Source organism: Streptomyces sp. NPDC031418 (assembly GCF_055581605.1).
In genome coordinates this window covers 64,417-85,052 of the sequence record NZ_JBVIJC010000019.1, presented here as the reverse complement: position 1 = coordinate 85,052, position 20,636 = coordinate 64,417, and the positions used below count along the sequence as shown (strand labels likewise).

Below are 20,636 nucleotides of genomic sequence, written 5' to 3'. Positions count from 1 at the left end.
CCACCGACGACACGTCCTCGGCCGGCCACCGACAGAAAGTCTTTCGAAAGCAGTCATGGAAACGCCTCCGCCGCCCACTCCGCGCACCGAGCCCACCGACGCGGACGTCGAGGCCTTCAAGCAGCAGCTGGGCCGCCCGCCGCGGGGCCTTCGGGCCATCGCGCACCGCTGCCCGTGCGGTCAGCCGGACGTCGTGGAGACGGCTCCCCGGCTCCCCGACGGCACGCCCTTCCCGACGCTGTACTACCTGACGTGCCCCAAGGCGTCCTCCGCCATCGGCACGCTGGAGGCGAACGGCGTGATGAAGGAGATGTCCGAGCGGCTCCAGAGCGACCCGGAGCTGGCCGCCGCCTACCGGGCCGCGCACGAGGACTACATCCGGCGCCGGGACGAGATCGAGGTGCTCCAGGGCTTCCCGAGCGCGGGCGGCATGCCGGACCGGGTGAAGTGCCTGCACGTCCTGGTGGCCCACTCGCTGGCCGCCGGGCCGGGTGTGAACCCGCTCGGCGACGAGGCGCTCGCGATGCTGCCGGAGTGGTGGCGCAAGGGCGCCTGCGTGACGCTCGGCCAGGCCGGGCCCGAACACACCGAGGGGGAGGACAAGTGACCCGTGTCGCCGCCATCGACTGCGGTACGAACTCGATCCGTCTGCTGGTCGCGGACGCCGACCCGGCCACCGGTGAACTGGTCGACCTGGACCGGCGGATGACGATCGTGCGGCTCGGCCAGGGCGTCGACCGCACCGGCCGGCTCGCGCCCGAGGCGCTGGAGCGGACGTTCGCCGCGTGCCGCGAGTACGCGGAGATCATCAAGAAGCACGGCGCCGAGCGGCTCCGCTTCGTGGCGACCTCGGCCTCCCGGGACGCCGAGAACCGCGACGACTTCGTGCGCGGCGTGCTGGACATCCTCGGGGTCGAGCCGGAGGTCATCAGCGGCGACCAGGAGGCCGAGTACTCCTTCATGGGCGCCACCAAGGACCTGAAGAGCCGGGACGACCTCGCCAGGCCGTATCTGGTCGTGGACATCGGCGGCGGCTCCACGGAGTTCGTGGTCGGCGAGGAGCACGCCCGGGCCGCACGGTCCGTGGACATCGGCTGTGTCCGGATGACCGAGCGGCACCTGGTGCGGGACGGCAAGGTGACCGACCCGCCGACCGAGGAGCAGATCGCCGCGATAAGGGCCGACATCGAGGCCGCGCTCGACCTGGCCGAGCAGACGGTCCCGCTGCGCGAGGCCCGGACCCTGGTGGGCCTGGCCGGCTCGGTCACGTCGGTCTCCGCGATCGCCCAGGAGCTGCCGGAGTACGACTCCGAGCGCGTCCACCACTCCGTGGTCGGCTACGAGCGGGTCCGGGAGATCACCGAGTGGCTGCTGCGCTCGACGCACGCCGAGCGCGCGGCGATCCCCTCGCTGCATCCGGGGCGGGTGGACGTCATCGGGGCGGGCGCCCTGGTGCTGCTCGCGATCATGGAGCGGATCGGCGCCGAGGAGGTCATCGTCAGCGAGCACGACATCCTCGACGGGACCGCGTGGTCGGTGGCGTAGCTCTCTTTTGTTACCGGCCAGTAGCCGTCGGCTGAGCAGGTCGGATAACGTTTGAGCGACTTCGAGGGGCCCTGCGGGGCCCCTCGGTGACAAGCCGCCGGGAACCTTCGTGAAGTTCTTCACAAGATATTGCCCCCTGGCGGGCCGCCGCGGGGTGCTGTATGGCCCTTCCGGGGGGTCAAGAGCCGTTTGAACATGTTCAGATGACAGGCGAGAGAAGGCCTCGGAACGGTGCGTTCCGAGGGTGTTCCGACACCCTCACGCACCCCCCGAGTGCCCGGAGAGGCAGCTCACGCGGCATTGACAACGGGGCGAACCGGTTCACGGTTCCCCGAGCGCACCATGATCTGCGTCACGCGGGTCGGGGAGTGTAGCACAGGCCCTGTCGGACCTTGTGAAGGGGCGCACGAGCGACCCCCTCCCGGCGGGTGGATACTCGATGCCATGAGCACCACGGAGCGTCCCAGGATCCTCGTAGTAGGCGGTGGGTACGTAGGCCTGTACGCAGCTCGGCGCATCCTCAAGAAGATGCGCTACGGCGAGGCGACCGTCACGGTCGTCGACCCCCGGTCGTACATGACCTACCAGCCCTTCCTCCCCGAAGCCGCCGCCGGCAACATCTCCCCTCGCCACGTCGTCGTCCCGCTGCGACGCGTGCTGCCGAAGGCGGAGGTCCTCACCGGCCGGGTCACCACCATCGACCAGGACCGCAAGGTCGCCACGATCGCCCCGCTGGTGGGCGAGGCGTACGAGCTGCCCTTCGACTACCTGGTCATCGCCATGGGCGCGGTCTCCCGCACCTTCCCGATCCCCGGCCTCGCCGAGCAGGGCATCGGCATGAAGGGCATCGAGGAGTCCATCGGCCTGCGCAACCACGTGCTGGAGCAGCTGGACAAGGCCGACTCCACGACCGACGAGGAGATCCGCCGCAGGGCGCTCACCTTCGTCTTCATCGGCGGTGGCTTCGCGGGCGCGGAGACCATCGGCGAGGTCGAGGACATGGCCCGCGACGCGGCCAAGTACTACAAGAACGTGTCCCGTGAGGACATGCGGTTCATCCTCGTCGACGCCGCCGACAAGATCCTGCCCGAGGTCGGCCCCAAGCTCGGCCAGTACGGCAAGGAGCACCTGGAGAGCCGGGGCGTGGAGATCTACCTCTCCACCTCCATGGACTCCTGCGTCGACGGCCACGTGGTGCTGAAGAACGGCCTCGAGGTCGACGCCAACACCATCGTGTGGACCGCCGGCGTCAAGCCGAACCCGGCCCTCGCCCGCTTCGGTCTGCCGCTCGGCCCGCGCGGCCACGTGGACTGCGAGCCGACCCTCCAGGTCAAGGGCACGGACTACATCTGGGCCGCCGGTGACAACGCACAGGTCCCGGACCTCGTCGGCCGCAAGGCGGGCAACGAGAACGCCTGGTGCCCGCCGAACGCCCAGCACGCGCTGCGCCAGGCCCGGGTCCTCGGCGACAACGTGGTCTCCGGCATGCGGGGCTTCCCGCAGAAGGAGTACTCGCACGCCAACAAGGGTGCGGTGGCCGGTCTCGGCCTGCACAAGGGCGTGGCGATGATCGTCATGGGCAAGATGAAGATCAAGCTCAAGGGCCGTCTCGCCTGGTACATGCACCGTGGCTACCACGGTCTGGCGATGCCGACCTGGAACCGCAAGATCCGCGTCTTCGCCGACTGGACCCTCGGCATGTTCCTCAAGCGCGAGGTCGTCTCCCTGGGCGCCATGGAGAACCCGCGCGAGGAGTTCTACGAGGCCGCCAAGCCGGCGCCGGTCGCCGCCGCCGGCAAGACCGAGGCGAAGGCCAAGGCCTCCTGACCTCCCCCGGTCGCTGAACGGCCGTACGGCCGAACCAACCGAAGGACCTCCTGCCATCCGTGGTGCAGGAGGTCCTTCGGCGTTCCCGGGGATACTCGTGCGGCGCGTCCCTGGCAGGAAACGGCCAGTCGGCCCGGTGCGGGACTACGAATGAGGGCTCCGGGTGTTTACGTGCCAACCGGCATCCGGGATCGTCGTCTTGGAGGTGTGCCATGGCCGACGCCGCGTCGCGGCTGAGGAGTCTTGCCGAGCAGCTGCTGGGAGCCCCGCTCCCGGTGAGGATCAGGGCCTGGGACGGCTCCGAGGCGGGGCCGGCCGATGCGCCGGCGCTCGTCGTACGCAACCGGCGCGCCCTGCGCCGCATGCTCTTCAAGCCGGGCGAACTGGGCCTGGCCCGCGCCTGGGTGGCCGGGGACCTGGAGATCGAGGGTGACCTGTACACCGCGCTGGACGCGATGGCCGGGCTGGTCTGGGAGCGCGACGAGGACGCGCCCGGCCTCCTCCAGACCCTGCGCGACCCCGCCGTCCGGGCCGCCGGCCGCGAGCTGCTGAAGCTCGCCGGCCCGCCGGTGCCGCCCGCCCCGCCGGGCGAGGAGGTCCGCCGGCCCCGCCGGGGACTGCACACCCGGCGCACCGACAAGCGGGCCATCAGCCACCACTACGACGTCGGCAACGACTTCTACGAGCTGGTCCTCGGCCCCTCCATGGTGTACTCCTGCGCCTACTGGGAGGACGGCGGAACCCTGGAGTCCGCCCAGCGCGACAAGCTGGAACTGGTCTGCCGCAAGCTGGGCCTGAAGGAGGGTCAGCGGCTGCTGGACGTCGGCTGCGGCTGGGGCTCGATGGCCATCCATGCGGCCCGTGAGCACGGCGTCAGCGTCGTCGGGATCACCCTGTCGCAGGAACAGGCCGCGTACGCCCGCAAGCGCGTCGCGGACGAGGGACTGACCGACCGGGTGGAGATCCGGGTCCAGGACTACCGGGACGTCGTGGACGGCCCCTACGACGCGATCTCCTCCATCGGCATGGCCGAACACGTCGGCGCCGAACGCTATCTGGAGTACGCGCGCCAGCTGTACGCCCTGCTGAAGCCCGGCGGCCGGCTGCTCAACCACCAGATCGCCCGCCGCCCCCAGCGCGACGAAGCGGCCTACGAGGTGGACGCGTTCATCGACGCCTACGTCTTCCCCGACGGCGAACTCGCCCCGGTCGGCACCACCGTCACCCAGCTGGAGCGGGCCGGGTTCGAGGTCCGGGACGTGGAGGCGATCCGCGAGCACTACGCCCGCACCCTGCGCCGCTGGGTGGCCAACCTGGAGGCCGGCTGGGACCGCGCGGTCGGCCTGACCAGCCCCGGCCGGGCCCGGGTCTGGCTGCTGTACATGGCCGCCTGCGCGCTCGCCTTCGAACGCAACCGCATCGGCGTCAACCAGGTCCTGGCGATCCGCACCCCCGACTCCGGCGCCCCCGGGCTGCCGCTGCGGACCCGCACCTGGACCGCCTGACCCTCTGGGTACGACGGGAAAGGGGGCCCCTTGCCCAGGGGCCCCCTTTCCCGTCGTACGACCGTCATCCGGCCCTTGCTCGGCCTTACCGCCCTTGCTCGGTTCTACTCGGCCTTGATGGCCGCGAGCATGTTGAGCCGGGCCGCGCGCCGGGCCGGCCACAGGGCGGCGAGGACGCCGACCACGCCCGCCAGCAGCAGGAACAGCGCCATCCGGCCCCAGGGCAGGACCAGTTCGTAGGTCGGCATCTTGGTGCCGAGCAGCTCGCCGGCCGCCCAGCCGAAGAACACGCCCAGGCCGATGCCGAGGACCCCGCCGAACAGGGAGATCACCAGGGACTCCAGACGGACCATCCGCTTGACCGCCTTGCGGTCCAGGCCGATCGCGCGGAGCATGCCGATCTCCTGGGAGCGCTCGAAGACGGACATGGCCAGGGTGTTGATCACGCCCAGGACCGCGACGATCACCGCCATGCCGAGCAGGCCGTAGACCATGTTCAGCATCATCGTGAACATCTGCGCGATGTCATGGGAGATGTCCTGCTTGTCCTGGATCTTGATCGCCGGGTTCAGGCCGAGCACCTTCGCCAGCCGGTCCTTCGTCGCCTCCGAGGCGCCGTCCGCCGTCTTCACCATGACCTGCATGTCGGACGGGTGGGCCAGATGCGGGGTGAGGACGGTGTCGTCGAGGATGATCCCGTTGATCATCTGGTTGCCCTCGTAGACCCCGGCGACGGTCAGCCGCCGTGCCGTGCCGTCCTCGAAGTGCGCGGTGAACCGGGACCCGGCGTGCCAGCCGTACTGCTCGGCCCGGTCCTTGTCCACGACCACCCGGGTGCCGCCCACCGTGAACGAGCCCTCGTCCACCGTCAGGTCGGTCAGCTTCCCGATGGCCGAGCCGTCGACCCCGGTCAGGTACTCGGTCGTGCCGTCGATCCGGGACGCGGCGTTGCGCAGCGGGCTGCTGGCGGTCACGCCGTCGGTGGCGGCCAGCTTCTTCGCCACGTCCGGGGAGAGGGGCGAGCGGTTGGCCATCGAGACGACGTAGTCCGCGCGGATCGCCGAGGAGGCCATCTTGTCGATGGACGTCTGGAGGCTGCCCGCCATCACCGTCATCCCGGTGATCAGGGTCAGGCCGATCATCAGCGCCGACGCGGTGGCCGCCGTACGGCGCGGGTTGCGCACCGCGTTCTGCCGGGCCAGCCGGCCCGAGACCCCGAACGCGCGCAGCACCGGCGCGGCCGCCGCGACCAGCGGCCGGGACAGCAACGGGGTCAGCACGAACACGCCGACGATCAGCAGGACGGCGCCGAGACCCATCGGGGCCTGCGCGGAGTCGGCGCTCATCGTGGTGGCCGCGAGGACCACCGTCACACCGGCCGCCGCGAACAGCGCGCCGAGGGTGTTGCGCAGCACCAGCGACCTGGTGGTCGCCTTGGCGTGCACGCTGCTCATCGCCGCCACCGGCGGGATCCTCGCGGCCCGGCGGCCGGGCAGCCAGGCGGCCAGCATGGTGATGAGGACACCGACCGCGAGGGCGGCCGCCACGGTGCCCGGGGTGATCACCAGCGGCCCGTCCGGCACGCTCGCGCCGAAGGAGCCGAGCAGCGCCCGCAGGCCCGCGCCGATGCCGACACCGGCGGCCAGACCGGCCACCCCGGCGACCGCGCCGACCACGAACGCCTCGACGAGCACGGACCGGGTCACCTGCCGGCGGGAGGCGCCGACCGCGCGGAGCAGCGCCAGCTCGCGGGTGCGCTGGGCGACCAGCATGGTGAAGGTGTTGGCGATGATGAAGGTGCCGACGAACAGCGCGATGCCGGCGAAGACCAGCAGGGTCTGCTTCAGGCTGCTCATCGAGTCGGCGATCGCCTTCGCCTGGTCGTCGGCGAGCCGGGCGCCGGTGGTGGTCTCCACCAGGCGGGACGGCAGGGCCCGGTCCAGCCCGGCCTTCAGCGCGGACTGGCTGGTGCCCGGAGCGGCCCGGACGTCGATCTCGTCGTACGTGCCCTTCTTGCCGAACAGCTTCTGCGCGGTCGGCGTGTCGAACAGGGCGAGGCTGCCGCCGGCGGAGACGTTGCCGTCGTCGGTGGTGAAGATGCCGGCGAGGGTCGGGGTGAGCACCGGGCCGTTCACGGACAGCCGCACGGTGTCGCCGACCCGGTAGCCGGCGCGCTCGGCGGTCTTGGAGTCGAGCAGCACCTCGCCGCTGCCGTGCGGGGCGTGGCCGCTGACCAGCGGGTACCGGGTGTCCTTGGTGCCCCAGTAGTTGCCGCCGGCGGACTGCCAGTCGCCGCCGGCCAGCTTGCCGTGCCGGTCGGCGACGGCGGTGAAGCCGCTGACGACACCGGTCGCGGAGGCGGCGCCGGGAACCTTCGCGGCCCGCTCCAGCAGGGCCTGGGTCAGCTCGGGTGTCCTGCCGACCTGATCGCCCTTGGACTCCTGGTACGTGGGCCGTACGGCGACGTCGACGCCGTCGAAGCCCTTGGCGCTGCTCTTCTGGTAGGCGTCGGAGATGGTGTTGGTGAAGACGAGGGTGCCGGAGACGAACGCGACGCCGAGCATGACGGCGAGCACGGTCATCAGCAGCCGGGCCTTGTGCGCGAGGACGGTGCGCAGGGCGGTGCGGAACATCAGCTGACACGGCCCTTCGCGTCGAACTGCTTCATGGTGTCGAGGACCGACTCGGCGGTGGGGGCGTACATCTCGTCCACGATCCGGCCGTCCGCGAGGAAGATCACGCGGTCCGCGTAGGCGGCGGCCACCGGGTCGTGCGTGACCATGACGACGGTCTGGCCCAGCTCGCGTACGGAGTTGCGCAGAAAGCCGAGCACTTCGGCGCCGGAGCGCGAGTCCAGGTTTCCGGTCGGCTCGTCCCCGAAGATGATCTCGGGCCGGGAGGCGAGGGCGCGGGCGACGGCCACGCGCTGCTGCTGGCCGCCGGAGAGCTGGGCGGGCCGGTGGCTCAGCCGCCCGGACAGACCGACCATCTCGATGACGCGATCGAGCCAGGCCTTGTCGGGCTTCCGCCCGGCGATGTCCATCGGCAGGGTGATGTTCTCCAGCGCGGTCAGCGTGGGCAGCAGGTTGAACGCCTGGAAGATGAAGCCGATCTTGTCCCGGCGCAGCTTGGTGAGCTGCTTGTCCTTCAGGGAGCCCAGCTCGGTCTCGCCGATCCGCACCGAGCCCGAGGAGAAGGTGTCCAGGCCCGCCACGCAGTGCATCAGCGTGGACTTGCCGGAGCCGGACGGGCCCATGATCGCGGTGAACTCGGCCTGCCGGAAGTCCACGGAGACCCGGTCCAGGGCGACCACCCGGGTCTCACCCTGCCCGTAGATCTTTGACAGCTCGGTGGCGCGTGCGGCCACGGCCGTGGTCCGGCCGGCGGTGGGGGTGGTGGTCACGGGAGGGTGCTCCTGTCGGGACGACGAGTGGTTCAGGGGACCTCTCCATCGTTCCGGCGCGGGACGGCCGTGTAGTCAGACGCAGAACGGGTTCCGGAGGGCGACTCGGGTCGGACCCGGGGCCGCCGTGTCATACCTGGGAAGGACCACCGACCCCGAGACCGGGCAACGTCAAGGGAGCGTCAGCACTGTCAAGGGAGTGTCGGGCATTGTCGAGAACGGGTGGAACACCCTCGTTCAGACGGTGAAATTCCGTCATTTCGCGTGCGTCGGCAGACGCCCCGCGTCAGGCTATTGGCAAGTGCGGATGGCTTGTTCCTTGGGCTGATGCACCCTCAGACGTCAATAAAATAAGACAACATCGGTCCGCCCTTCCGCTGTTCGGGGGATGCGTCCCGATAGGCTCGGAACCCGAAGCGGAGCCCACGGCCTGCCCGGATGGTGGAATGCAGACACGGCGAGCTTAAACCTCGCTGCCCCTTCGCGGGCGTGCCGGTTCAAGTCCGGCTCCGGGCACCACCACGCCCCTAGGGGGCACCCTCGGTGCGATCACCCATGGCCAGGAATCACCCGGCCGCGTAGCGTGTTGCTCAGCACGGCAGGGGAAAGATCCTCCTCAGGTATCACGTCGATCCTTTGCCAATCCATTACGCTTTGAGCCAAGGCTGCGCACGGCAGCCATGGAGGAGTGAGATGAGGAGCAGCAACCCGGTCTTCTCGCGACGGGGGTTCAGCCGCGACCACGGCTACGCCGGCTTCAACACCGCACCGCAGGCCGGGTACGCACAGGGCAACCCGTACGCGCAGAGCCCCTACGGCCAGAACCCCTACGCGCAGAACCCGTACGCCCAGCAGGGCGTCGGCACGCCACCGCAGGCCCCGGTCACCACCGACCGGATGACCATGGACGACGTGGTCGTCCGCTCGGCCATCACGCTCGGCACGGTCGCCGTCGGCGCCGTCCTCGCCTGGGCGCTGCTGCCGGTCTCGGCCACCAGCTACGGCCTGGCCGTCGGCTCGGCGATCGTCGCGTTCGTCCTGGCGATGGTGCAGAGCTACCGCCGCACCCCCTCGCCCGCGCTGATCCTCGGGTACGCCGCCTTCGAGGGCGTCTTCCTCGGCGTCCTCAGCGAGATGTACAACAGCCGCTGGCAGGGCGCGCCCTTCCAGGCGGTGCTCGGCACCATGGCGGTCTCGGCCGCGACCCTGCTGGTCTACAAGGCCGGCTGGGTCCGCGTCACCGCGCGGTACGCCCGCATCGGCATCGCCATCGCGATGGCCTTCTTCGTGGTCATGGCGGTCAACCTGCTGCTGGTCGCCTTCGGCGTCGCCGAGAACGGCGGTCTGCGCAGCTTCGGCCCGCTCGGCGCGCTCGTCGGCATCGTCGCGATCCTGCTCGGGGCGTTCTTCCTGACGCTCGACTTCAAGCAGATCGAGGACGGCATCGCCTACGGCGCCCCGCGCCACGAGTCCTGGCTCGCCGCGTTCGGTCTCACCATGACCCTGGTGTGGATCTACGTGGAGATGCTGCGGCTGGTGGCCATCTTCACCAACAACGACTAGCGCCTGCCCCGTCGTTGCGAAGGGCCCCGGGTTCCGACCCGGGGCCCTTCGCCATGCAGGGGGAGCGGTGGCTAGCGCAGCTTGCGGGCCGCCCTCCTCAGGTCGTACTCGTGCACGAGCGCCTTCGCGTGGCCGTACGCGAGGTCGTACTCGTGCCGGAGCCAGCTGACCTTCTCCTCGAAGCGGAAGAGTGACGGGCCTTCTTCGACGGTGCGCAGCCAGTCGGAGACTTCACGACCGGTGCAGTGCGGGATGCGGGCGAGCAGATTGCGATGGGTCTCCTCGGAGAAGACTTGGGACATCGGCGCCTCCGAACGCAAAGGGGATGTAAGCCGGTCCTTCACGTCACCGTGCCTGAGCGTTCGCGTATTGGCAACAGTCCGGCACGTTACGCTCGGCGCGTGGTTGATACGACGCCCCTGACCCAAGCAGTGGATCACTTCGCCGACCGGCTGCGGGCCGCTCCGCAGAGCCGGCTCCAGAGAGGCGCCGCCGCGGAGGCGCTGGCGCTGGCCCGGCAGTTGGCCGGATGGGCGCAGCGCGTCGAGGAGCCCGGGACCGAGCTTCGGGAGATGCCGGACGCCGGGATGTTCGCGGCGGCCGACCAGATCCTCGTGGCGGCCCACGATCTGGCGGTGGTGCTGGCGAGCGACGACCAGGTCGCGGAGGCGGTGCGGCTGGTCGAGGAGGCGCGGAAGCGGGCGGGGGTCTGAGGCCCTACAGGGACGCGATCACCCGGTCGGCCAGGATGTAGACCATGTCCGTGCCGTTCTCGCCGCAGGCGAAGGTGAGGGTGTAGGCGCCGGAGATGCCCGAGCCGCCCAGCAGGTAGGGAGCCTCGCCCGCCTCCACCGCGGCCGCCAGACGCTCCGCCGTCTCGCGGTGGCCCGGCGTCATGCACAGGGTGGTGCCGTCGGCGAAGACATAGACGTCGAGCGTGCCGAGCGGGCCCGGGCGGACGTCGGACAGCTCGACGCGCTCGGCGGCCAGCTGCTCCAGCGTGGTCACCGTACGCTCGTGGTCGTTCACGGCGGGCGACTGCACCGGGACGAAGTCCGGGTGCGAGGGGTGGCGACGGCGTGCGGCGGCCAGCTCCGGGGACTCCCCGGAGAACTCGTCGGCGTCGGCGCCCGGCTCGGCGACCGGCTCCAGGCCCACGAAGTCGCTCTGCCGCGGCAGGAACAGCTCGGTGTCCGGCAGGCCCAGCAGCGAGGGAGTGTCGGAGGCGTCCCGCGCCTCCTGCGCCGCCCAGAAGGCGCGCGCCTCGGCAAGCTCCCGCTCCCGCTCCTCCGCGAGCGCCTCGGCCACGGCCGCGCGTATCTGGTCGGCGGCGGCCGACGTGCGGGCGTTCGGCAGCAGCGCGCGCGTGGTGGCGTGCTGGTTCTCGGCGAGCTGGGCCTGCAGCTCCGTGAGCTGGCGGCGCAGCTTCAGGACGGTGCGCAGGACGGCGACGCCCACGGCGCCCGTGGCGGCCGTGGTGAGCAGCAGGGCGATCGGCATGGCGCTCACTGACGTACTCCCAGGTTCAAAGTCGACCCCCGACTTCCTACATCAGCTTGAAGGGCGGACTAACCAACTGTCAGTGCGTAACGTCACGAAACGGACAGGACTTTTGGCTCATGGTTTCGTTGTGTACCGCGCTGACCTTCACTGACCTGCACCGATGTGTCCGGCGCGTCAGATAGGTCACATCCTGGGGGAGATTGGATCACAGAAAGGCCCAGAACCTGGGAGTTTCCTCGGTTCTGGGCCCCTGGCCGACATAACGTGGCCGGTTCGCTACCGACCGTGCGTCAGCTCAGCCGCTCGATGACCATGGCCATGCCCTGGCCGCCGCCGACGCACATGGTCTCCAGGCCGAACTGCTTGTCGTGCCACTGGAGGGAGTTGATCAGCGTGCCGGTGATCCGGGCGCCGGTCATGCCGAAGGGGTGGCCGACGGCGATGGCGCCACCGTTGACGTTCAGCCGGTCGATGTCGATGCCCAGCTCCCGGTAGGAGGGGATCACCTGGGCGGCGAAGGCCTCGTTGATCTCGACCAGGTCGATGTCGCCGATGGTCAGGCCGGCCCGGCGCAGTGCCTGCTTCGACGCCTCGACCGGGCCGAGGCCCATGATCTCGGGGGACAGGCCGGAGACGCCGGTGGACACGATCCGCGCGAGCGGGGTCAGACCCAGTTCGCGGGCCTTGGTGTCCGACATGATGACGACGGCGGCGGCACCGTCGTTGAGCGGGCAGCAGTTGGCGGCGGTGACCAGGCCGTCCGGGCGGAAGACGGGCTTCAGACCCGACACGCCCTCCAGTGTGACGCCGGCGCGCGGGCCGTCGTCCTTGCTGACGACCGTGCCGTCGGGCAGCGTCACCGGGGTGATCTCGCGCTCCCAGAAGCCGTTCTTGATGGCTTCCTCGGCGAGGTTCTGCGAGCGGACGCCGAACTCGTCCATGTCCTGGCGGGTGACGCCCTTGAGCCGGGCCAGGTTCTCGGCGGTCTGGCCCATCGCGATGTACGGGTCGGGGAGCAGGCCGTCCTCGCGCGGGTCGTGCCAGGTGGAGCCGGTCGACTCGGCCACCGCGGCGGTACGGGCCTCGGCCTCGGCGAACAGCGGGTTGTGCGTGTCGGGCAGGCCGTCGGAGCTGCCCTTGATGTAGCGGGAGACGGTCTCGACGCCGGCCGAGATGAAGACGTCGCCCTCGCCGGCCTTGATGGCGTGCAGGGCCATGCGGGAGGTCTGGAGCGAGGAGGAGCAGTACCGGGTGATGGTGCAGCCCGGAAGGTGGTCCATGCCCATCTGTACGGCGACCACGCGGCCGAGGTTGTGGCCCTGCTCACCGCCGGGGAGGCCGCAGCCGAGCATCAGGTCGTCGATGTCCCGCGGGTCCAGCTCGGGGATCTTGGCGAGGGCCGCCTGGATGATGGTGGCGGTGAGGTCGTCGGGGCGCAGATCCTTGAGGGAACCCTTGCCGGCGCGGCCGATGGGGGAGCGGGCGGTCGAGACGATGACGGCTTCGGGCATCACGGCTCCAGTGGGGCTGAGTTTGGCATGGCCGCTTGGGAAGTTACCGGTACGTATGGCCCAGGTCACCGGTGTCGTGGTGTGACACTGGCCGCACTTTCTAAGCGCTTGCTTGGCCACGGCTTGCTTGGTCGCGGCTTGCTTGGCTTCGCTTGCTTGGCCGCAGTGCCGTACCCCCGGGCCCTTGTCCGTCCAGCCTCCCACTCGGCCGGGGGACGGTCACGGGGACGGGGTGACCGCCTCCGGTTCGGGGACCTGGCGCCGGCGCCGGCGTTTGAGCAGGGCCCACGGGCCGCGCGGGCCCGTCGGCATCGCCGCCGTGACCTCCGTGCCCGCCTCGGAGGCGGCCTCCGCGGCGGCCCGCGCCACCGGCAGGAAGCCCTCGCGGCGCGACACGTCCGGCCGCTCCTCCTCCGGCCACAGACCCAGCGCGGCGCACACGGTGGGCAGTATGGCCATCGCCGCCGTCGCATACCCCTCCGCCGAGGGGTGGTAGTTGTCGGGGCCGAACAGCTCTCGCGGGTTCGCCTCGAACTCCGGGCCCAGCAGATCACCGAGGGACACCGTGCGGCCCCCCTGCTCCACCACCCCGATCGTCTGGGCCGCCGCCAGCTGCCGCGAGGCCCGCCGGGCCAGCCAGCGCAGCGGCTGCTGCACCGGTTCGATCGTGCCCAGGTCGGGACAGGTGCCGACCACCACCTCGGCGCCGGCCGTGCGCAGCCGCCGTACCGCCGCCGACAGATGCCGCACCGAGCGGGTCGGCGGCATCCGGTGCGTCACGTCGTTCGCGCCGATCATGATCACGCAGATGTCCGGGACGGGGGCCGAGGAGGACAGCACCAGGCTCACCTGGCGGTCCAGGTCGTCGGACTGGGCGCCGGGGAGCGCCACATTGCGCAGCTCCACCGGGCGTTCCGCCACCGCCGCCAGGCCCGAGGCCAGCAGCGCCCCCGGGGTCTGCCCGGCGCGGTGCACCCCCTGACCGGCCGCCGTGGAGTCGCCCAGCAGGGTCAGCCGCAACGGCACCTCGCCGGCGAGGCCGTACGTCCCGCCGAGCCCGGCCCCCTCGCTCCCGAGCCCGTCCGAGCGGGAGTACCCCCAGCCGTACACCCCGTCGGCCACCGGCACCCGGCCGCCGCCGCCGTTGCCCACATGCCGGCGGGCCAGCCGCACCTCCGCCAGCAGCAGACCGACCGCGGCCGCGCCGACCAGCCCGACCCCGCCGCCCCCGTACGCCGCACCGGCCGCGATACGCCGGGCCACCCTCGCCCTCGACATGCTCGTCATGCGTCGCCGCCACCTCCTCGTAGCCGTACACCCACTCCTTGCCCCGTACAGGGCGTGCGTCAATCTCCACGGGGAGTGAACGCCCGCGCGGCGTCACCCGCGGGCCTTAGGCTGGCGGAACCACTACGACCACAGTTTTTGCAAGCAACCGGAGACAACGGTGCAATTCCACGACTCGATGATCAGCCTCGTCGGCAACACCCCGCTGGTGCGGCTCAACAACGTCACCAAGGGCATCCAGGCCACCGTCCTGGCCAAGGTGGAGTACTTCAACCCGGGCGGCTCCGTGAAGGACCGCATCGCCCTGCGCATGATCGAGGCGGCAGAGCAGAGCGGCGAGCTGAAGCCGGGCGGGACCATTGTCGAGCCGACCAGCGGCAACACCGGTGTGGGGCTGGCCATCGTCGCTCAGCAGAAGGGGTACAAGTGCATCTTCGTGTGCCCCGACAAGGTGAGCACCGACAAGATCAACGTGCTGCGTGCGTACGGCGCCGAGGTCGTCGTCTGCCCGACCGCCGTGGCGCCGGAGCACCCGGACTCCTACTACAACGTCTCCGACCGGCTGGTCCGTGAGACGCCGGGCGCGTGGAAGCCCGACCAGTACTCCAACCCCAACAACCCGCTCTCCCACTATCACTCCACCGGCCCCGAGCTGTGGGAGCAGACGGAGGGGAAGATCACCCACTTCGTGGCGGGCGTGGGCACCGGTGGCACCATCTCCGGCACCGGCCGGTACCTCAAGGAGGTCAGCGGCGGCGCGGTCAAGGTCGTCGGCGCCGACCCGGAGGGCTCGGTCTACTCCGGCGGCTCCGGCCGGCCGTACCTGGTCGAGGGCGTCGGCGAGGACTTCTGGCCGACCGCCTACGACCGCACCGTCGCCGACGAGATCGTGCCGGTCTCCGACAAGGACTCCTTCCAGATGACCCGCCGGCTGGCCAAGGAGGAGGGCCTGCTGGTCGGCGGCTCCTGCGGCATGGCCGTCGTGGCCGCGCTGCGGGTCGCCGAGCGGCTCGGCCCGGACGACGTCGTGGTGGTCCTGCTGCCGGACAGCGGCCGCGGCTACCTCAGTAAAATTTTCAACGACGAGTGGATGGCTGACTACGGCTTCCTCGAGGACGAGGGCCCCAGCGCCCGCGTCGGCGACGTCCTGAGCGACAAGGCGGGCGGCACCATCCCCTCCCTGGTGCACATGCACCCGGAGGAGACCGTCGGCCAGGCCATCGAGGTGCTGCGCGAGTACGGCGTCTCGCAGATGCCGGTCGTCAAGCCGGGCGCCGGGCACCCGGACGTGATGGCCGCCGAGGTCGTCGGCTCGGTCGTCGAACGCGAGCTGCTGGACGCCCTGTTCAGCAAGCGGGCCTCGCTGGAGGACCCGCTGGAGAAGCACATGTGCGCCCCGCTGCCGCAGGTCGGCTCCGGTGAGCCGGTCGGCGACCTGATGCAGGTGCTCGGCACGGCCGACGCGGCGATCGTCCTGGTCGAGGGCAAGCCGACCGGTGTGGTCAGCCGGCAGGACCTGCTCGCCTTCCTGGCCAAGGGCGGCAACAAGTAACGAACGTGCGGTGAACGGCCCGTGACTCCGGCGAACGTGCGGTGTCCCGGGCTGTTCGCGCCGTTCCGGAAGTGTCACGTGCACGCAGCACCCGCTTAACACGGGTCCGGCACATTGGTGGGTGTCGGCAGGGCGGGAGCGGCTCCCCGCCCCGGCCGGCCCGAACGGCGCCAAGGACCTCCGGAGCGGCTCCCGGACCTCCATGGACGCCATGGACGCGACAGCCCGGCCCTGACCCGGCCCGCGTCCTTCGCGGGGACCGCCGTCGTCCCGCCCCCCGGTGACGGGGGTGCGGCGGTCCCCGCGAAAGCTTTTCCCGGCTTCCCGGCTTCCCGGCTTTCCGGCTTTCCTGGTTTCCCGCCTGCCCGCCGTGCGGTCTTCCCGTGACTTTCCCGGCGGGCCGGCGCGTCCTCAGTCCCGCGCCGCCGAACCGCCGCGGAACAGCTCCGGGTTGAGCCGTACCGCCTGCACCAGGTTGACGCCGACGATGCCGGCCCAGGCGACCGCCAGACCGGTGAGACCGCTGAGGGCGGCGGCGATCGCGGACAGCGGGATCGCCAGCACCAGCGTGATCAGGGCGAAGCCATGGCGCTCGGCCCAGCTGTCGCCCTGCGGCTGCCGCGCCCCGCGTACGGCCGTCATCTGCTGCTCGGCCAGCTGCCGCCGTACCCGCCGGTCGACCGTGTCGTCGATGCGCTGCCCGACCTTCTCCAGGAAGGAGTCGACCAGCGCGGAGTCGTAGTCCTCGCCCAGGTCCCTGCGTGCCCGCACCGTGGCGTCGAGATCCTTGCGGAGGTCGACGTCCCCCTCGTCCCGTGTGTCCATGGCGACCAGGCTAGGGAGCCGCCGCCGCCGTCGCACTGGGGACAACCCCCCTCTCCGGCGCCCCTGGGCTGTATAACGGTATGCAGCGAAACGTTCTGTGAATGGACTGCCCGTGTTCGTCCGTGCCTCGGCGCTGTACTCTCCCGGGACGTCGAGGACATACGGAGGGGGGAGTACCAGATGAGTGCGACCGACACCCCGGCCAACCGCTTGCAGGCGCTCTTCGAGGGCCACCGGCTCACGCCGACCCAGCGCCGCATCGCGCACAGCATGGTGCGCCGCGCCGCGGACGTGCCCTTCCTCTCCAGCGTGGAGCTGGCCGAACTGGCCGGGGTCAGCCAGCCCTCGGTGACCCGGTTCGCGGTAGCCCTCGGCTTCGACGGCTACCCGGCCCTGCGCAAGCACCTGCGCGAGGTCGTCCCCGCCGAACCGGCCCCCGGCACGGGCGTCCACAACGAGTACCAGCTGGCCGTCGAGGCCGAGATCGAGAACCTCCGGCACCTCGCCGAGCTCCTCGCCGACCCGCGCCCGGTGCAGCAGGCCGGCCGGGTCCTCGCCGCCTCCCGTCCGCTGCCCGTGCTGGGCCTGCGCGCCGCCGCCTCGCAGGCGTACGGCTTCGCCTACTTCGCCGCCAAGGTCCACCCGGACGTCCGGCTGCTGGACGAGGGCGGCACGATGATCCAGGACCGCATCGACACGGCCGTCCGCGCCGGCGCCACCGCCCTGCTGTGCTTCGCGCTGCCCCGGCATCCGCGCGAGGTCGTGGACACCCTCGCCTATGCCAAGGACGCCGGCCTCACCGTCGTCACGGTCGCCGACTCGGCCTTCGCGCCGGTCGCCAAGTACTCCGACCTGCTGCTGCCCGCCGCCGTCGGCACCGGGCTCGCCTTCGACACCGCGTGCGCGCCGATGCTGCTCGGCCGGGTGCTGCTGGAGGCGATCTGCGACGACCTGCCGGACGCCCAGGCCCGCCTGGAGCAGTTCGACGCGCACGCCGCGGCCCGTGGGCTGTTCGTGGAGTGACCACGCGTCGGCGCGCCCGCTCTCAGACTCGTCTCACCTTCTGGCACTAGCTTCCTGTCGGGACACAGACACCGAGGGAACACGTGACACGGGAGGCTGACGTGGCGCGCGGAGGACGCGGAGGACAGGGTCTGGCTCGGCTGGCCGTCGTGGTACGGGCGGGGGCCGCGCCGATGTGGTGGTTCGGGGTGTGTGCCGCAGGGCTCGGCGCACTGCCGGAAGGGCTGACCGGCCGCCGGATCGGGGCACTGGCCGGGGCCGCGCTGTTCCTGGTCGGCGCGGCGGCCGTGGCCCTGACGCGCCGGCGCCGTTATGCGGAGCTGGCCCGGGGCGCGGCCCGCGCGGGCAGGTACGACGTCTTGCAGGACCGTGCGGTGAGCGTGCGCAACTGGCGCCGGGGGCACCGCTGGTGGCTGCTGCTGGGCTTCGCCCTCGCGGTCGGCTCGGCCTTCGCGGTGCCGGTGGCCGGCGGGCTGCTGCTGGCCGGGTTCGGCACCGGGCTGCGGCTCAAGGCCGCCTGGATCGGCCGGCTCGAGCGGGCCGCGGACACCCTGCTGTGGGTGCGCGTCGACTGGCTCGACCGGCGCGCCGGGTGCCCGGCCGGCAAGGCCGTGAAGGGCCTGCGCGGCACGGGCATCGCGGCCGGCGACGCGGCCCCGGGCGGGGCCCGCCGCCGTACCGAGGCCCTGGTCTGAGGCCGAGCCCGGACGGCGGTCCGGGTGGCTGTGCGGCGCGAGCGGCGGGCTCAGACCTCCAGCTGCTCCTCGATCCGGCGGAGCTGGTGCCGGGCCATCGCCAGGTTGGCCCGGCCGGCGTCCAGGACCAGGTAGAGGAAGAGGCCGTTGCCGCCGCGGCTGCGCAGCAGCCGGATGAGGTGGTACTGGTCGGTCAGCGTGATCAGGATGTCCTCGATCTCGCTCTTGAGGCCGAGCATCTCCATGGTGCGCATCTTGGCGCGGATCACGTCGGTGTTGCCGGCGGCGGCCACGTTCAGGTCGAAGCTCTTGTTCGCGCCCATCGTGCCGAGCGCCATTCCGCTGGTGTAGTCGACGAGCGCGACACCGGTGGCGCCCTCGATGGTGGTGAGGGCTTCCTTCAGCGCTGTCTCGGTGTTGGCCATGACGGGTCCTCTCTCTACGGTTCTCTTCGGTCGGCTTCGGTGCTCTTCGTTCAGCTGTGTTCAGCTGTCGGCGGTCAGCTGTCGGCCGGAGTGCTGACGGCGCCCAGCGCTCTCCGGGCCGGGCGGGCGGCCCGCGCCGCCGCCTCTGCGGCGTCGAGCAGCTCCCCGATGCGGGCGCCGGCCCGGCGGCCCTCCAGGTGCAGCCGGCCGACGTTGACCCGGTCCTGGGCGAGCAGGGTCAGTACGGCGGTACGGCCCGCCGCGTAGGTGGCGATGTAGCCGCGCTCGCCGCGCACCAGCAGTTCCCGGAAGCCGCCGTTGCCGGTGGCGTCCGTGACCCGGACGGCGACCCCGAGCGCGGCGGCGGTCAGTGCCGCCAGGCCCTCCGGGTCGACGCCGGGGGTGTCGTGGGCGACGACGAGGCCGTCGACGCCGGCCGCGAGCGCTCCGGTGAGCTGCGGCACGCGGCTGCGCAGCCGGAGCAGTTCGTCCAGGACGGTCCGGAGGTCCTCCTCGGACACCATCAGCTCTCTCCTCTCGGCGGGGCGGTGCCGTTCAAAGCGCCTCCAGCGCATCCCTGAGCCTCTTCAGCAGCGCGATGTCGGGGTCGGTCGTGACCAGGTGGAGCGGGGGCGGGACGGGGATCGCCGGTGCGGGGTGTGCCGCCGGTGCGTGTGGCGTGGGGGCGGCCGGTGCCGTCGCGGGGGACGGCGGTGTCGGCCGGGCGGGTGCTCTCGGCGGGGCGGGTGCTCTCGGCGGGGCGGGTGCCCTCGGCGGGGCGGGTGCTCTCGGCGGGGCGGGTGCCAGGTGGCCGGCCGCCGTGAGCCGACGGACGTCGACCAGGGTGTGGAAGGCCTGCCGGCCCAGGTTCCGGGCGATGTCGACGGCCGTACGGACGCCGTCCACCCGGTCCAGCACCGCCCGCTGCCGGGGCGTGACCGGCGCGGCGGCCGGCGGCCCGGCGACCGGGTCCGCGCGGATCAGCGGTGCGCTGTCGGCGGCCGGGTCGGGCCACAGCCGGTGCAGCAGCAGCCGGCGGCGCAGTGTCTCGTGCTCCAGGGCCACCACCGGCACCGAGGGCAGCGGGCCGAGGCGGGGTGCGGGGTCGTAGCGGAACCGGCCCGGGGTGCTGCTCGGCGCCAGCGTGAAGTACCCGGCGTCGTACAGCGCGTCCAGGTGGCACAGCTCCAGCGCGCCGGCCGGTAACAGGCCGGAGCGCAGCAGGAGTTCGGCGGCGTGCAGCGGGCCGGAGGCCTGCGCGGCGGCCCGCTGCCAGGCGGCGGCCGCGAGCGTGCCGTGGGCGGTGAGCAGCACGTCCAGGCCGGGGGCGAGCGGACTCTCGGCGTGCACCACCCGCCCCTCGGCGAGATGGAGGGTGCCGTGCTCGCGGACCAGCACCCCGGTGGCCCGCTCGTCGGCCAGCCGGGTCAGCATCGGCGACAGCGCCCGGGAGGCCGTCCGGTCCCGCACCGGCAGCGGCGGGGGCGTGCGGACCGCGGTCATCCCAGCACCAGCCGGGCGGCCATCTCGCCGAGCCGGATCCGGGCCAGCGCGAGATTGCCCTCCGCGCGGCCGAGCCACAGATGCAGGAAGACGCTGCTGTCGAAGGACGTGTCCACGAACCGCAGCAGGTGGTAGCTGTCGCCGTTGCTGATGATCACGTCCTCCACCGGCGCGAGGTCCGTGCCGTGCGCCGCGAACGTGCCGTGCTCGGCGGCCATCCGGGCCAGTTCGGCGGCCTCGGCGGCGGTCCGCTCGTGGTCGTCGCCGGGGGCCTCCCCGACCGTGCCGAGCGCCAGTCCGCTCGTCCAGTCCACCAGTGCGGCTCCGCGCGCACCGGGTAACCGCATCGCTTCCAGCAGGCACTCGTCGATTCCGGGCACCGTGGCTCCCCTCCCGCCTGGGACTCCGGCTGCGTGACGCCGACACTACGCACAGTGTGCGCGAGGGGTGAGGTCTTTGGCATTTTCCA

Annotated in this window: 20 protein-coding genes and 1 tRNA gene; 10 read left to right on the top strand and 11 right to left on the bottom strand. The window is 71.6% G+C overall.

The window, feature by feature from the left end; genetic code table 11:
* Positions 1-55 precede the first annotated feature (55 nt).
* The 4 genes from ACZ5CZ_RS26935 to ACZ5CZ_RS26920 all read left to right on the top strand — a co-directional run bounded on the left by ACZ5CZ_RS26935 (position 56) and on the right by ACZ5CZ_RS26920 (position 4,877).
* Entirely contained in the window at positions 56-607 is a 552-nt protein-coding gene (locus ACZ5CZ_RS26935; protein ID WP_385844896.1) for a DUF501 domain-containing protein, read from the top strand.
* Positions 604-1,545 (top strand): Ppx/GppA phosphatase family protein, encoded by a 942-nt coding sequence (locus ACZ5CZ_RS26930; RefSeq protein ID WP_450790691.1) that lies wholly within the window; start codon positions 604-606, stop codon positions 1,543-1,545. The genes ACZ5CZ_RS26935 and ACZ5CZ_RS26930 overlap by 4 nt, the downstream gene beginning before the upstream one ends.
* A gap of 444 nt (positions 1,546-1,989) precedes the next feature.
* Complete coding sequence (locus ACZ5CZ_RS26925; RefSeq protein ID WP_385844893.1) at positions 1,990-3,372, top strand: NAD(P)/FAD-dependent oxidoreductase; 1,383 nt, start codon at positions 1,990-1,992, stop codon at positions 3,370-3,372.
* Positions 3,373-3,584: 212 nt separating this feature from the next.
* Positions 3,585-4,877 carry a class I SAM-dependent methyltransferase gene (locus ACZ5CZ_RS26920; RefSeq protein WP_468946712.1) on the top strand — a complete coding sequence of 431 codons (1,293 nt, stop codon included), beginning with the start codon at positions 3,585-3,587 and terminating at the stop codon, positions 4,875-4,877.
* A 104-nt stretch (positions 4,878-4,981) separates the two neighbouring features.
* Here ACZ5CZ_RS26920 and ACZ5CZ_RS26915 read toward each other — a convergent pair whose 3' ends face one another.
* Positions 4,982-7,510 (bottom strand): ABC transporter permease, encoded by a 2,529-nt coding sequence (locus ACZ5CZ_RS26915; protein WP_468946709.1) that lies wholly within the window; start codon positions 7,508-7,510, stop codon positions 4,982-4,984.
* A complete protein-coding gene (locus tag ACZ5CZ_RS26910) occupies positions 7,510-8,280 on the bottom strand; it encodes an ABC transporter ATP-binding protein (protein ID WP_385844889.1) in 771 nt (256 codons plus the stop codon). Before ACZ5CZ_RS26910 ends, ACZ5CZ_RS26915 begins: the two co-directional genes overlap by 1 nt.
* Before the next feature lie 432 nt (positions 8,281-8,712).
* Here ACZ5CZ_RS26910 and ACZ5CZ_RS26905 point away from each other — a divergent pair.
* Positions 8,713-8,799, top strand: a tRNA-Leu gene (locus tag ACZ5CZ_RS26905).
* Between the two features lie 174 nt (positions 8,800-8,973).
* Positions 8,974-9,843 carry a Bax inhibitor-1/YccA family protein gene (locus ACZ5CZ_RS26900; protein WP_468946705.1) on the top strand — a complete coding sequence of 290 codons (870 nt, stop codon included), beginning with the start codon at positions 8,974-8,976 and terminating at the stop codon, positions 9,841-9,843.
* A 71-nt stretch (positions 9,844-9,914) separates the two neighbouring features.
* Here the strand turns inward: ACZ5CZ_RS26900 and ACZ5CZ_RS26895 are convergent, their stop codons facing one another.
* The gene (locus tag ACZ5CZ_RS26895) at positions 9,915-10,145 is read right to left on the bottom strand and encodes a DUF4287 domain-containing protein (RefSeq protein WP_385844886.1); all 231 of its coding nucleotides are present in this window, start codon (positions 10,143-10,145) and stop codon (positions 9,915-9,917) included.
* Between the two features lie 99 nt (positions 10,146-10,244).
* On the opposite strand from ACZ5CZ_RS26895, the gene ACZ5CZ_RS26890 reads away from it, so the two are divergent.
* Positions 10,245-10,556 (top strand): hypothetical protein, encoded by a 312-nt coding sequence (locus tag ACZ5CZ_RS26890; RefSeq protein WP_468946702.1) that lies wholly within the window; start codon positions 10,245-10,247, stop codon positions 10,554-10,556.
* 4 nt (positions 10,557-10,560) lie between these two features.
* On the opposite strand, the gene ACZ5CZ_RS26885 is transcribed toward ACZ5CZ_RS26890, so the two are convergent.
* The 3 genes from ACZ5CZ_RS26885 to ACZ5CZ_RS26875 all read right to left on the bottom strand — a co-directional run bounded on the left by ACZ5CZ_RS26885 (position 10,561) and on the right by ACZ5CZ_RS26875 (position 14,144).
* The gene (locus ACZ5CZ_RS26885; RefSeq protein WP_468946700.1) at positions 10,561-11,352 is read right to left on the bottom strand and encodes a hypothetical protein; all 792 of its coding nucleotides are present in this window, start codon (positions 11,350-11,352) and stop codon (positions 10,561-10,563) included.
* A 284-nt stretch (positions 11,353-11,636) separates the two neighbouring features.
* A complete protein-coding gene (locus ACZ5CZ_RS26880; RefSeq protein WP_385844882.1) occupies positions 11,637-12,857 on the bottom strand; it encodes an acetyl-CoA C-acetyltransferase in 1,221 nt (406 codons plus the stop codon).
* Positions 12,858-13,076: 219 nt separating this feature from the next.
* Positions 13,077-14,144, bottom strand: a complete 1,068-nt coding sequence (locus ACZ5CZ_RS26875) for an SGNH/GDSL hydrolase family protein (protein ID WP_385844880.1) — start codon at positions 14,142-14,144, stop codon at positions 13,077-13,079.
* Positions 14,145-14,304: 160 nt separating this feature from the next.
* On the opposite strand from ACZ5CZ_RS26875, the gene ACZ5CZ_RS26870 reads away from it, so the two are divergent.
* Entirely contained in the window at positions 14,305-15,696 is a 1,392-nt protein-coding gene (locus ACZ5CZ_RS26870; protein WP_385844879.1) for a cystathionine beta-synthase, read from the top strand.
* A 411-nt stretch (positions 15,697-16,107) separates the two neighbouring features.
* Here ACZ5CZ_RS26870 and ACZ5CZ_RS26865 read toward each other — a convergent pair whose 3' ends face one another.
* Positions 16,108-16,521, bottom strand: coding sequence for a hypothetical protein (locus ACZ5CZ_RS26865; RefSeq protein WP_385844877.1), 414 nt, complete (start codon positions 16,519-16,521; stop codon positions 16,108-16,110).
* 180 nt (positions 16,522-16,701) lie between these two features.
* Here ACZ5CZ_RS26865 and ACZ5CZ_RS26860 point away from each other — a divergent pair, with 180 nt between their 5' ends.
* Together ACZ5CZ_RS26860 and ACZ5CZ_RS26855 are read left to right on the top strand one after the other, a co-directional pair.
* The gene (locus ACZ5CZ_RS26860) at positions 16,702-17,544 is read left to right on the top strand and encodes a MurR/RpiR family transcriptional regulator (RefSeq protein ID WP_385844876.1); all 843 of its coding nucleotides are present in this window, start codon (positions 16,702-16,704) and stop codon (positions 17,542-17,544) included.
* Positions 17,545-17,645: 101 nt separating this feature from the next.
* Positions 17,646-18,239: a hypothetical protein gene (locus tag ACZ5CZ_RS26855; RefSeq protein ID WP_385844875.1), complete on the top strand. Its 594-nt coding sequence runs from the start codon at positions 17,646-17,648 to the stop codon at positions 18,237-18,239.
* A gap of 50 nt (positions 18,240-18,289) precedes the next feature.
* Here the strand turns inward: ACZ5CZ_RS26855 and ACZ5CZ_RS26850 are convergent, their stop codons facing one another.
* From ACZ5CZ_RS26850 to ACZ5CZ_RS26835, 4 genes are all read right to left on the bottom strand, one after another.
* Positions 18,290-18,664 (bottom strand): hypothetical protein, encoded by a 375-nt coding sequence (locus tag ACZ5CZ_RS26850; RefSeq protein WP_385844874.1) that lies wholly within the window; start codon positions 18,662-18,664, stop codon positions 18,290-18,292.
* A 74-nt stretch (positions 18,665-18,738) separates the two neighbouring features.
* Positions 18,739-19,188 carry a roadblock/LC7 domain-containing protein gene (locus tag ACZ5CZ_RS26845; protein ID WP_385844872.1) on the bottom strand — a complete coding sequence of 150 codons (450 nt, stop codon included), beginning with the start codon at positions 19,186-19,188 and terminating at the stop codon, positions 18,739-18,741.
* A gap of 31 nt (positions 19,189-19,219) precedes the next feature.
* The gene (locus ACZ5CZ_RS26840; protein ID WP_468946694.1) at positions 19,220-20,167 is read right to left on the bottom strand and encodes a transcriptional regulator; all 948 of its coding nucleotides are present in this window, start codon (positions 20,165-20,167) and stop codon (positions 19,220-19,222) included.
* Positions 20,164-20,547, bottom strand: coding sequence for a roadblock/LC7 domain-containing protein (locus tag ACZ5CZ_RS26835; protein WP_385844870.1), 384 nt, complete (start codon positions 20,545-20,547; stop codon positions 20,164-20,166). Before ACZ5CZ_RS26835 ends, ACZ5CZ_RS26840 begins: the two co-directional genes overlap by 4 nt.
* Between the last annotated feature and the right edge of the window lie 89 nt (positions 20,548-20,636).